We start from the raw sequence: 12392 nt of genomic DNA on the forward strand, positions 1-12392 counted from the left end.
CTGTGTAGAATGATGAAGACGATAGACTATATTTTTATGGCTCTGCTACTTGCAGCTGTTTTAATTGTTGGTCACTGCTCCAATCGCAAACTTTCGGATTCAAGTGATTTTCTGACGATGAATAAAGGCTTGAATAAGCTGCAAACCGGACTGTCTATGGCGGCGACGGATTTTGGCGGGAGCGGACTGGTTGGCGCAGTAGGGTACTGCTATCTGATGGGGATGGGCGGCATGTGGTGGAACCTTGCCGCTGCGCCAGGATTCTTACTGATAGGCTTTGTTTTGGCGAAAAGGCTCAACGGTTTGAACGGACTTACTGTACCGGATTATTTGGGTAAACGATATGGATTGAGCGTAAAGTACATTACCAGTGTAATGCACATCTGTGCGTCTGTTGCTGCACTGTCGACACAGTTTACGGTTTCATCTGTAATGCTTAACACGTTGACTGGTTTAGACGTGCGAATTACACTGGTAATCGGAATGCTTATTACATTGTTTTTGACTAGCGGGGGTTTGAGAACTGTTGTTAATACAGACATTTTGCTGTTCTTTGTTATGGTGGCGGCTGTTTTTACGGCAGTACCTGTGACAATCAGTGCAGGTGGAGGCCTTGGAGAAATAACGAGGAGTTTGCCGGAAGGATTTATGTCGATCGGCAGTATAGGCATATGGACGCCGTTGTCCTGGGGGATTTTGTTTGGCATCTCTTATGGGACCAATCAGAATTATATACAACGAATTGTATCTGCAAAAGACGGCAGTACGGCAAGATTTGGGATGCTGTTTACTGCAGGATTTTATGTTGTGGTTTCGGCAGCAACGGGGTTAATTGGTGTAAGCGCTGTGTCGCTTCTTCCAGAGATAACAGACTCGAATATGGTGTTTTCGACGCTTCTTGTTAAAGTGCTGCCTGCAGGCTTTGCGGGGATTGCAGTTGCTGGTGTTTTCGCGGCGACGATTTCGACCAGTACTTCGGTATTGCATGCGGTTACAGTGCTTAGTGTAAGTGATGTTCTGATGCCGATCGTGGAAAAGAGAGAAATAGAGCTGAGTGACGTGAAACTATCGAGGGTTACGACAGTTGTTATAGCGCTGATAAGTCTTGCTATTTCGTTGGCTTTTGATAATATCATTGCGGTGCTATATACATCCGGTTTATTTTACAGTTCGGCAGTTTTCCTTCCGATGCTCTTGGGATTGTACACGGATTGGGCGACGAAGAAAGCGGCGATTGCCAGTGTGGCAGGCTCAATCATTTGCGGACTTGCATGGGAGTTTTTTGTCTTAGGCAAGGTGTCGATTCTTGGAAAAATTCCATCGGTTTTAGTTAGCTTAGCTGTCAGTGGAATTTTGCTGTATGGTGTTTCGATGGTCTCAAAGGATAAGGCGTCGATAAGCAAGTAAAAAATTACGCGATTTTGCAGCGAGTCTATCCGGATCATTACACGGGAAATCCGGCGGCGCACCTATATCTGAATCTTGGATTTCAGTATGAGGGTGTGCTTCGAAAAAACTGCAGAAAAAACGGGGTACTTTATGATGTGCACTTGATGTCTATGTTGGCAGAGGAATATTTTGAGAAATATGGGAAATCGATATAAAAAGCGAATGACATCATGAAATAGGAAGTCTAAGCCATGGTACGGCTTTGCGTCCAGAAGAAAATATCCCCGTACACCTAACCGGCACGGAAAGAATCTCGAGGCAGAAGTCTTGGGATTCTTTTTTCGTTTTGGCCGAGAGGGAAACTCCCGTCAATTATCAATATGATAAAAATGAATTAATATATTGAAATATTTATAAAAATTTATTAGAATGATAATTGAACCTTTCCTGATTATCAAAATGATAATCAGGAAAGACAAAGAAAAAATCGATACGGAAGAAATCTTCGTTTTGTAAGGGTTCAAGGAGATGGCACAATAATTGCTTTATAAATAATAAAGGAACTTGTCTACAAAACAGCGCATAATCTTAAGGAGGAATGAAATGGAAACTTTAAATGACAAGAAAAGCAGAGTTCCACATACGTATGTCATTATTTGCGGATTTGTAATCTTAATGGCAATTTTAACGTACGTTATCCCTGCGGGTAGTTACAGCACAGTGTTTAATGAGGAAATCGGGAAAGATGTCATTGATCCTAATTCGTTTGAATATGTGGAAAAATCACCGGTTTCGCTGCTTTCACTACTTACTTCTGTCACACTTGGAATGCAGGGCGTGGGAGACGTTATTTTCTTCGTATTTATCATTGGTGGATCCATGGAAATCATCAATGCAACCGGTGCAATTGAGCATGGTGTGGGAACCTTAGCCAGAAACAAATTTATGGGCAAGTTTTTTATCCCAGTTTTCGCTTTTGTTTTTGGTCTGATGGGCGCAACATTCGGTGCATCTGATGAACTGGTGGTATTTGCACCTATTGGAGTAGCAGTAGCCCACGCTTTTGGATATGATGCCCTTACTGGTCTGTCAGCAGTTACCCTTGGTGCAGCATGCGGATTCAATGCAGGATTTTTAAATCCATTTTCTACAGGTGTTGCACAATCTATTGCTGAGTTACCAATGTACTCCGGCATCGAACTGAGAATTGTTGTTTTTGTGATCATGTTTGCTGTGACAGTCTGGTATATCATGCGCTACGCAAAAAAGGTGAAGGCAGATCCGAAAGCCAGCATTGTCTACGGATGCAGATGTGAAACAGAAAAAGAAGATGTGGATATTTCTCAGATCGCGAAGATGGGAAAAAGAGATGTTGCAATTATGCTTCTGTTTGTAGCCGGAATCATATTCATGGTATACGGTGTATTCAACTGGGAGTGGTACATTGATGAAATGTCAGGTATTTTCATTGCAGTTGGAGTGATTGCCGGAATCATCGGTGGATTGAATCTGAACAAAATTGCAAATACTTTTGTTGAAGGTGCGGCATCACTGACTTTTGGCGCACTGGTAACAGGGTTTGCGAAAGCCATCGTAATTGTTATGGAAGAAGGTCAGATTATGGATACCATCATTCATGCCCTGAGTCAGGCTGTCATTGCGCTGCCTACAGGCATCTCTGTAGTCGGCATGTTTATTGTGCAGATTATAGTAAACTTTTTTATTCCATCTTCCACAGGGCAGGCGGCAACCATTATGCCGATTATGATTCCGCTTTCTGATATTGTGCAGGTTACAAGACAGACTGCAGTACTTTGCTTCCAGTTTGGAGACGGTTTCAGCAATTCTATTATTCCGACCTCCACAGTACTGATGTCCTATCTGGCAGTAACGAAGGTTCCGTACAATAAGTGGTTCAAATTTATCTGGCCGCTGATGCTGATCTGGATCTGCATAGGTGCAGTGATTCTGATTGCGGCAAATCTGATCAATTACGGACCGTTTTAAAGGAGGGACAATATGTGTAGCAGAACTATGACAAAAACAGAACGCGTCAAAGCGGCAGTCAACTTTCAAGAAGTAGATAGAATTCCTTTGGGGCTCTGGCCACATCACACGGATGTGGATCAGGACTATGTGAAACTGGCCGATAAACAGTTTGCCTTTTACAGAGAAACAGATATTGATTTTGTAAAGCTGATGCCTTTTGGACTTTACACGGTAGAAGATTACGGATGTAAAATTGAAAAAATATGCCAGCCGGATCAGTGGCCACGAATCGTAGAAGCGTTTATAGAGACGCCGGAGGACTGGGAAAAAATCGTGCCTCTTGACGTGACAAAGGGCACCTACGGCAATCAGCTGAAATATGCGGAAAGAATGCTGCAGCTTATGAAAGAACACCAGGATGAGGCGCCGGTGATTCACACCATTTTCAGTCCAATCACTACATTGTACAAGCTGTTGGGCGAAAAGAAACTCTTTGAGGAAATCGAAGCGCATCCGACACTGGTGCATCGTGCGCTGGAGCAGGTTACGGAAACTACAATTGCCTTTGTAAACGAAAACATCAAACTTGGCGTCAGCGGGTTTTTCTTTGCAAGTCAGCTTGCAAACTACAGATTTATGACGGACGAAATGTATGATGTATTTGGTGAGCAGTATGATTTGAAAGTCATCGGTGCATATGCAGACCGAACCTGGTTCAACGTAATTCACGTACATAGCTTTACACAGGAAAAAGAGAAGTCCATGTTTGAAAGACTTGCAAACTACCCGGGCACCTGTCTCAACTGGCATGACAGATGGGTGGGACCGAGTTTGGCAGAGGCTAGAAAATACACGGACAAATGTCTGATTGGAGGCATTAATGAAGAGCAGTATTTCAACAAAACTAGCTATCAAAACGTATATGGACATATTCGCGAGGCAGTAGAAATGGCAGGCAGAACTGGATTCATGCTGGGACCGGGGTGTACCATCTACGAGGATACACCACTTGAAAATTACCTGGCTGCGAGAATTGCGGCAACCAAGTACGGTAAATAATATGTAGGGGAAGACGTATGACAGAGTTAATGCACATTAGAGAATATGCTTTCGCAACGGCGAAAACCATTGCATCTGTAATCAACGAAGAGGTAGTCATCTGTGATAATGAGATGAATCTTTTAGGTGACAGCAATTGCAGCAGTCCTTCGGAACTGACTGATATTTCTGTGACGAAACAGTCAATTATGCTCAATGCAATGGCACATAAGACAACGATTGTCAGCGAGGATATTAAGCATTCTTTAAAGGGATGCAGCCTGTGCGCGAATTTCAGAACCTGTGATATTCACTCTATCATAGCTTTTCCTTTATTGAAAAATGACGTTGTAATAGGGTGCATCGCACTTTATTCCAAAGAAAAAAGACTTTCCGGCGATAAAAAAGAACGCGTAGATCAGTTGAAGAATTTTATTTCAAAGATGTCAGAGCTGCTCATCAGTAAGCTGGACGAAAATCAGGAAAACTATGAACTGTCTGTTGTAAAAAAGCAGCTGCAGGCAGTTGTCGACCATATCGGCAGTGCAGTGGTATGTATTGATAACGATGAAAGAATTATTTATGGGAATCAGATGTTTAGGAAGCTTTTCGGCATCGGACCGAAGATGCCTGAAAGAATCACAGATATTCGCCAACTTGCAGAATGCAGCGAACTGATGAAGAGCCTATACCACGTAAACGGAACCTTCAGCAAAGAGCTGTCCTTTTCGGACGGAAAAACTGAAATCAACCATGAAATGGTTACGGTTGTTTCCATCAACGATGAGGGCACACAGGTAGGCAGCGTGATTTATTTTCGGGACAGCGAAAAGTATTATGAGGAAATCAACCGAGTCACCAATGCATCTTCGGAAATGACATTTAAAGATTTGATCGGTAAAAGCAAACCGATTCAGAATCTGAAGATGCAGGCGCAGAAGATTGCCAACAGCTTATCGACCGTTCTGATTCAGGGAGAAAGCGGAACGGGAAAGGAAATCATAGCAAGAGCGATACACAATGCAAGCAGAAGATCAGCGGGACCATTTATTTCTGTCAATTGTGCAGCAATTCCGGATAATCTTCTTGAAAGTGAACTGTTTGGGTATGAAGAGGGCGCATTCACCGGCGCGGCAAAGGGTGGGAGAATCGGCAAGTTTCAATTGGCAAACAAGGGAACTCTGCTTCTCGATGAAGTTGGAGAGATTCCGATTCATCTGCAGGCCAAGCTGCTTCGTGCCATTCAGGAAAAGAAAATACAGAGAATCGGTTCAAATGTTGATATCGCAACAGACATAAGAATTATTGCGGCAACCAATCGAAATCTTGAAGAGATGATTGTGTCCGGTGCATTCAGAGAAGATCTGTTTTACCGTCTTAATGTGATTCCGATTTATGTGCCGGCATTGCGGGAGCGGAAAAGTGACATTCCTTTTCTTGTGGATACCTTTATAAAAAAATACAATGAAGTGCTGAACAAAAATATCAGCAGATTTTCCAAAAAAGCGATGAAAATGCTGGAGACGTACGACTGGCCGGGGAATGTACGGGAACTGCAGAATGTTGTAGAATACTGCGTAAACATTTCCAATAGGAGGGTGATAGAGCCTGACAGTCTGCCTGCGCGTGTAAAATGTGAGAGAAAAGAATTTTCTATAGAGCATTCGGCAGAGATAAAGCCGCTGAAGGATGTAGAAAAGGCCTATATCGATGAGGCAATCCGTGTTTACGGTGATACTACCGAAGGCAAGCAGAAAGCTGCAGATGCGCTTGGCATCGGAATTGCGACATTGTATAGAAAACTGAAGGAGTGAACAAACATATGAAAAATGCATATATTAGAATATTGGAAACGGAACTGATGCCCGCCATGGGGTGTACAGAACCTATTGCGATTGCATATGCAGGGGCAGTCGCCAGAAAAGTACTGGGAAATGTTCCGGAGAAGGTGTTGGTTCGCTGCAGCGGAAATATCATCAAAAATGTGAAAGGCGTGATTGTGCCATCCACGAAAGATATGAGAGGCATAGAGACCAGCGCACTTTTGGGCGTACTGTGGGGAAACCCGGATGACAAGCTGGAGGTTCTGAAGGGCATTACGGAAGAACAGGTTGCGACAATGGTTCAGTATCTCGAAAAGGGCATCTGTTCTGTAGAGTTGGCTGCGGGTGTTGAGAATCTGTACATTGATATGATTATTTCTGACGGCACCCACTGTGCGGAGGTCGTGATTTCGCAATGGCATACAAACATTGTCAAAGTTGCCAGAGACGGACAGTCGATTCTCGAAAGCGAAAGTGAGTCCTTCCATGATTTCGAGGAAGAGGAAAAGATTATGGATCTGAAAGGAATCTATGATTTTGCCAGAGAAGGCGATATTGCGGAATTGATTCCATACATAGACCGTCAGATTCAGTATAATAAAGCGATTTCTGAAGAGGGCATAAAGAATCGGTATGGTGCAAACGTGGGAAAAAGCATTCTGAAACACAGACACCATGAGATTCGTGAAGTTGCAAAGGCATATGCGGCAGCAGGCTCTGATGCCAGAATGGCAGGTTGTGAACTGCCGGTAGTAATCAATTCAGGCAGCGGAAACCAGGGGATCACCGTATCTGTTCCCGTTGTTAAGTACGCAGAATATTTAGGTGTATCGGATGAAAAGCTGTATCGCGCGCTGATTCTCAGCAATTTAGTAGCAATACATATCAAAAGAGGGATCGGAAAATTGTCAGCTTTTTGTGGCGTCGTGGGGGCTGCCTGCGGTGCGGGTGCTGGTATCAGTTTTCTGTATGACGACTCTTTTGATGTGATTTCCAATGGTGTGATCAACACCCTGGGAAATGTTTCGGGTATCGTATGTGATGGTGCGAAAGCATCCTGTGCTGCAAAGATTGCATCTGCCCTAGATGCGTCAATTATGGCCAGGGAACTTGCCATAGATGGCAGCAGATTTCAGGATGGAGAAGGGCTGGTTGAAGAATCCGCTGAGGAGACCATTGAAAACATATGGAGACTGGGAAAAGAAGGGATGAAGAATACTGACACGGAAATATTGAATATGATGATTTCCAATTAATTTTGAGGAGCTGAAAAGTATGGAATATAAAAAAGATGACGCCAAACAAGTAATCATTCGTGTTTCCAATGTGAGTCTTGTATGGAATATTTTGTTGGCGTCAGTCAAGCTGGTGGCTGGAGTCATTGCCAATTCCCATGCTATGATTTCTGATGCAATCCATTCCGGTTCAGACGTTTTGGGCACAGGTCTGGTGATTTTAGGCGCACATCTTTCTGGAAAAAAGGCAGATAAGGAGCATCCTTACGGTCATGAAAGAATGGAATGTGTCATTGCGCTGCTTCTTGCAAATATACTTGTGCTGGCTGGCATTGCAATTGGATATGCAGGGATAAAAACGGTGCTTTCTATCAGAGCTGGGGCAACTGTTGCAGCGCCCGGAACCCTTGCGCTTGCAGCGGCGGTGGTGTCCATCCTTGTAAAGGAAGGTATGTACTGGTATACGATTATTGCAGCCAGGAAAATCAATTCGGTTTCTCTGAAAGCGGAAGCCTGGCACCACAGATCTGATGCATTCTCCTCTGTGGGCAGTTTGATTGGAATTGCCGGCGCTCGTATGGGATTTGCAGTTCTGGATCCTATTGCAAGTATTGTAATTTGTATTTTTATTATCAAGATTGCTGTAGATATTTTCCTTGAGACTGTGGATAAAATGGTGGATAAAAGCTGCGATGACAGCATCATACAGAACATGGAGCAGGAAATTAAAAATGTGCAGGGTGTGATCGATATTGATGATATCAAGACGAGACAATTTGGTGCGAAAATGTATGTAGATGTGGAAATTCAGGTAGATGGCGAACTGAGCCTTAAGAATGCGCATACGATTGCAGAAGACGTCCATGCGACGATTGAGCGCAGTGATGAGAATATCAAGCATTGTATGGTTCATGTAAATCCTTCTTTGAACTGAAGGTGGATGGCATTATATACTTTTTAGGGGTTTCACCTGTGTGTCTAAACGGAATAGAGATTTTTAGAAGTCAAAGATTGTTCCCACACCTTCGGCTAAATTTACAGCAAAATCAGGAATAATTTCCTTGCACTTGGAAAAAATATGTGATAAAATATTAGAGCGTTTCGAATGAAATTGACCCTAGAAGTGATTTAGGGTCAGTTTGATTGTGAAAATAAAGTTTAAAAAGAAAGGAGAAACGAATGCCTACTATTAACCAATTAGTACGTCAGGGCAGAACCAGTTCTGTTAAGAAGTCAACCGCTCCTGCTCTCGGTAAGGGTATGAACTCTTTAAGAAGAGTAGCAACTAACACCAACTCACCACAGAAGAGAGGCGTGTGCACTTCAGTTAAGACTGTAACCCCTAAGAAGCCGAATTCCGCTCTTAGAAAGGTTGCCAGAGTACGTCTGTCCAACGGTATCGAAGTAACCGCTTATATTCCTGGTATCGGTCACAACCTGCAGGAACACAGCGTAGTGCTGATTAGAGGCGGAAGAGTTAAGGACCTCCCAGGTGTGCGTTATCACATCATCAGAGGTACACTGGACACTGCCGGCGTAAACAACAGAAATCAGGCTCGTTCCAAGTACGGTGCTAAGAGACCTAAGAAGAAATAAGAATATTTCTTACAAGTAAAGAATGAATCGGGAATAGAAAGAGCCCTTAATATATATAATATTGATGCTGGCAGGATGTACAGCCTCTGGCATGGTACGACAGGATATTAAGTGCGCTCGCGGCTCCTTGGAAGGAAGTCGAGTACCCCCGTAAGACTGGACGCCTATTTAATTGCAGGGCGATTCCAGAGTAATCCTGCGCTTTTGCGTATGGGTGAAGAGAATGTGCAATTAGAAAATCAGTTAGAACAATTGTGCAGGTAATTTCAATGATAAGGCAAGCCTTATAGAAAGAGGAGTGGCATGAGAGAAGAGCATACTCTCGCGCCGATAATTTCGCATAAGGCTAGGCGCGCAGGAGGAGCATGAAGCGCCGCGTACTTAAGTACGGTAGCGAATGCGACGAGTGCAGCAACAACGCCTTATGCGAAATTATCAAGCGAGGAGGGAAGAGAAGTGCCAAGAAAAGGTAACACACCAAAACGTGAAGTACTTCCAGATCCAGTATACGGCAGTGTTGTTGTAGCAAAACTGATCAACAGCATCATGCTTGACGGAAAGAAAGGTACAGCACAGTCGATTGTATATTCCGCCTTCGATAGAATCAAGGAAGCAACCGGCGAAGAACCTTTGGAAGTATTCGAAAAGGCAATGAACAATATCATGCCTGTTTTAGAAGTAAAAGCAAGAAGAATCGGTGGTGCAAACTATCAGGTTCCTATTGAAGTAAGACCGGAAAGAAGACAGACTTTAGGTTTGAGATGGCTGACGAAGTACACCAGACTTAGAGGCGAAAAGACTATGTCTGAAAGACTGGCAAAAGAATTAATGGATGCAGCAAATAACACTGGCGCATCTGTAAAGAAGAAAGAAGATACACATAAGATGGCAGAAGCTAACAAGGCATTTGCACACTTCAGATGGTAATTTCACTTTCTTCAATTTCATAAAAAAATGGAGGAAATGTAATGGCTGGTAGACAGTTTTCACTTGAGAAAACAAGAAACATTGGTATCATGGCGCACATCGACGCCGGAAAGACCACTACCACGGAGCGTATCCTTTTCTATACAGGAAGAACCCATAAGATTGGCGAAACCCACGACGGTGCAGCTACAATGGACTGGATGGAACAGGAACAGGAACGTGGTATTACAATTACCTCTGCAGCAACTACAGCACAGTGGAAGAACCATAGAATCAACATCATCGATACCCCGGGTCACGTTGACTTTACAGTAGAAGTAGAACGTTCCCTGAGAGTACTGGATGGAGCAGTAACTGTACTTTGTGCAAAGGGCGGTGTTGAACCGCAGTCCGAAACAGTTTGGAGACAGGCTGAAAAGTACGGTGTTCCTAGAATGATTTTTGTAAACAAAATGGACATTTTAGGAGCAAACTACTTCAGAGTAGTTGACATGGTTAAGGACAGACTGAAAGCAAATGCAGTGCCTGTTCAGCTTCCTATCGGTGCGGAAGATAGTTTCGTTGGAATTATCGACCTGGTAGAAATGAAAGCAGAGATTTACAAAGATGAACTAGGACAGGAATTTGAAATCACTGAGATTCCTGACGATATGAAGGAACTTGCCGCAGAATGGAGAGAAAAATTAGTAGAATCCGTTGCTGAATGTGACGAAGAACTGATGATGAAATTCCTGGAAGGCGAGGAACTGACCGTAAAAGAAATGAAAGATACCATCAGAAAGCAGACGATTGCCTGCGAAATGGTTCCGATGCTTTGCGGCAGTGCATATAGAAACAAGGGCGTACAGATGATGCTGGACGCAGTCATCGACTATATGCCGTCCCCAGTTGATATTCCGCCTATTAAGGGTGTTAACCCAGATACTGGAGAAGAAGACGTAAGACACGCTGATGATAACGAACCGTTCTCAGCACTTGCATTTAAGATTATGGCTGACCCGTTTGTTGGTAAGCTGGCATTCTTCCGTGTTTACTCCGGTACACTGGATTCCGGTTCCTATATCTACAACTCTACAAAGGGTAAGAAGGGCAGAATCGGAAGAATCCTGCAGATGCATGCAAACAAGAGAGAGGAAATCGACAAGGTTTACTCCGGAGATATTGCTGCTGCAGTAGGTTTGAAAGATACTACAACTGGTGATACACTTTGCGATGAAAAACATGAGATCATTCTGGAATCCATGGAATTCCCAGATCCAGTAATCGAAATCGCAATCGAGCCTAAGACCAAGGCAGGTCAGGAAAAGATGGGCATTGCGCTGGCTAAGCTGGCAGAAGAAGACCCAACTTTCAAGACCTATACAAACGAAGATACCGGACAGACAATCATTGCCGGCATGGGAGAACTTCACTTGGAAATCATCGTAGACAGACTGTTGCGTGAATTTAAGGTAGAAGCAAACGTAGGTAAACCTCAGGTATCCTACAAAGAAACCATTTCTTCCAACGCTGATGTTGACCACAAGTATGCTAAACAGTCCGGTGGTCACGGTCAGTATGGTCATGTTAAAATCAAGGTTTATCCGAGAGAACCGGGTGCAGGCTTTGAATTTGTCAACAATATCGTCGGTGGTGCAATTCCTAAGGAATACATCCCTAAGATTGAAGACGGTATCAAAGAAGCGATGGAAAACGGTCCTATTGCAGGATATCAGGTAGTAGACGTTGGTGTAGAACTGTACGATGGTTCCTATCACGAAGTCGACTCCTCTGAAATGGCATTTAAGGTTGCCGCTTCCATGGCATTCAGAGAAGCAGCTAAGAAGGCAAAACCAGTTCTTCTGGAGCCAATCTTCAAAGTTGAAGTTACAGTTCCTGAAGAATATATGGGTGATGTAATCGGCGATATCTCCTCCAGAAGAGGAAGAATCGAAGGTTCTGACATGAACAACGGCGTTGTTGCAGTAAGAGGTATGGTACCTCTGTCCGAAATGTTCGGCTATGCAACCGACCTGCGTTCCAAGACTCAGGGTCGTGGTGTATATGTAATGCAGATGGACCACTTCGAAAAATTGCCTGACAGCTTAGTTGAAAAAATTGGAAATAAATAAAATTATAAATTAACCTTTAGCGGTCTGTCCTTTCGGACTAGCGACTGGGGCAGACCTATCATTAGGAGGAAAACAAAAATGGCAAAAGCAAAATTTGAGAGAACCAAACCGCATATCAATATCGGAACCATTGGCCACGTAGACCATGGTAAGACAACGCTGACAGCAGCAATCACAACCACCCTGTATCAGAGATATCAGCTTGGAGAAAAGGTAGCATTCGACCAGATCGATAAGGCACCAGAAGAAAAAGAAAGAGGAATCACCATTTCTACAGCACACGT

The 12392-nt window shown here is 43.6% G+C and carries 10 protein-coding genes; all 10 read left to right on the top strand.

Annotated elements, in window-relative coordinates:
• The first annotated feature begins 9 nt into the window (after positions 1 to 9).
• Entirely contained in the window at positions 10 to 1407 is a 1398-nt protein-coding gene (locus tag D1151_RS14310; protein WP_161909348.1) for a sodium:solute symporter, read from the top strand.
• 585 nt (positions 1408 to 1992) lie between these two features.
• Positions 1993 to 3396, top strand: coding sequence for a YfcC family protein (locus D1151_RS14315; protein WP_161909349.1), 1404 nt, complete (start codon positions 1993 to 1995; stop codon positions 3394 to 3396).
• Positions 3397 to 3408: 12 nt separating this feature from the next.
• Positions 3409 to 4437, top strand: a complete 1029-nt coding sequence (locus D1151_RS14320) for a uroporphyrinogen decarboxylase family protein (RefSeq protein WP_243151104.1) — start codon at positions 3409 to 3411, stop codon at positions 4435 to 4437.
• A 17-nt stretch (positions 4438 to 4454) separates the two neighbouring features.
• On the top strand, positions 4455 to 6230 hold the full coding sequence (locus tag D1151_RS14325; RefSeq protein WP_160202884.1) for a sigma-54-dependent Fis family transcriptional regulator: 1776 nt from the start codon (positions 4455 to 4457) through the stop codon (positions 6228 to 6230).
• An 8-nt stretch (positions 6231 to 6238) separates the two neighbouring features.
• The gene (locus D1151_RS14330) at positions 6239 to 7495 is read left to right on the top strand and encodes a serine dehydratase subunit alpha family protein (RefSeq protein WP_202620438.1); all 1257 of its coding nucleotides are present in this window, start codon (positions 6239 to 6241) and stop codon (positions 7493 to 7495) included.
• A gap of 19 nt (positions 7496 to 7514) precedes the next feature.
• Positions 7515 to 8408 carry a cation diffusion facilitator family transporter gene (locus D1151_RS14335; protein ID WP_161909351.1) on the top strand — a complete coding sequence of 298 codons (894 nt, stop codon included), beginning with the start codon at positions 7515 to 7517 and terminating at the stop codon, positions 8406 to 8408.
• A gap of 245 nt (positions 8409 to 8653) precedes the next feature.
• The gene (gene rpsL, locus D1151_RS14340) at positions 8654 to 9070 is read left to right on the top strand and encodes a 30S ribosomal protein S12 (RefSeq protein WP_160202881.1); all 417 of its coding nucleotides are present in this window, start codon (positions 8654 to 8656) and stop codon (positions 9068 to 9070) included.
• A 456-nt stretch (positions 9071 to 9526) separates the two neighbouring features.
• A complete protein-coding gene (gene rpsG / locus D1151_RS14345) occupies positions 9527 to 9997 on the top strand; it encodes a 30S ribosomal protein S7 (protein WP_160202880.1) in 471 nt (156 codons plus the stop codon).
• A 41-nt stretch (positions 9998 to 10038) separates the two neighbouring features.
• Complete coding sequence (gene fusA, locus D1151_RS14350) at positions 10039 to 12108, top strand: elongation factor G (protein WP_160202879.1); 2070 nt, start codon at positions 10039 to 10041, stop codon at positions 12106 to 12108.
• A 78-nt stretch (positions 12109 to 12186) separates the two neighbouring features.
• The coding region (locus D1151_RS14355; protein WP_243151226.1) for a GTP-binding protein at positions 12187 to 12392 on the top strand (206 nt) is incomplete at its 3' end.

The sequence above is a fragment of the Emergencia sp. 1XD21-10 genome, from assembly GCF_009936045.1.
GTDB lineage: Bacteria > Bacillota > Clostridia > Peptostreptococcales > Anaerovoracaceae > Senimuribacter > Senimuribacter intestinalis.

Excerpts from the sequence above, each read along its gene's own strand:
- fusA (WP_160202879.1), top strand. The coding sequence starts at position 10,039 with ATGGCTGGTAGACAGTTTTCACTTGAGAAAACAAGAAACATTGGTATC.
- D1151_RS14330 (WP_202620438.1), top strand. The coding sequence starts at position 6,239 with ATGAAAAATGCATATATTAGAATATTGGAAACGGAACTGATGCCCGCC.
- D1151_RS14320 (WP_243151104.1), top strand. The coding sequence starts at position 3,409 with ATGTGTAGCAGAACTATGACAAAAACAGAACGCGTCAAAGCGGCAGTC.
- D1151_RS14335 (WP_161909351.1), top strand. The coding sequence starts at position 7,515 with ATGGAATATAAAAAAGATGACGCCAAACAAGTAATCATTCGTGTTTCC.
- rpsL (WP_160202881.1), top strand. The coding sequence starts at position 8,654 with ATGCCTACTATTAACCAATTAGTACGTCAGGGCAGAACCAGTTCTGTT.
- D1151_RS14325 (WP_160202884.1), top strand. The coding sequence starts at position 4,455 with ATGACAGAGTTAATGCACATTAGAGAATATGCTTTCGCAACGGCGAAA.
- D1151_RS14310 (WP_161909348.1), top strand. The coding sequence starts at position 10 with ATGATGAAGACGATAGACTATATTTTTATGGCTCTGCTACTTGCAGCT.
- D1151_RS14315 (WP_161909349.1), top strand. The coding sequence starts at position 1,993 with ATGGAAACTTTAAATGACAAGAAAAGCAGAGTTCCACATACGTATGTC.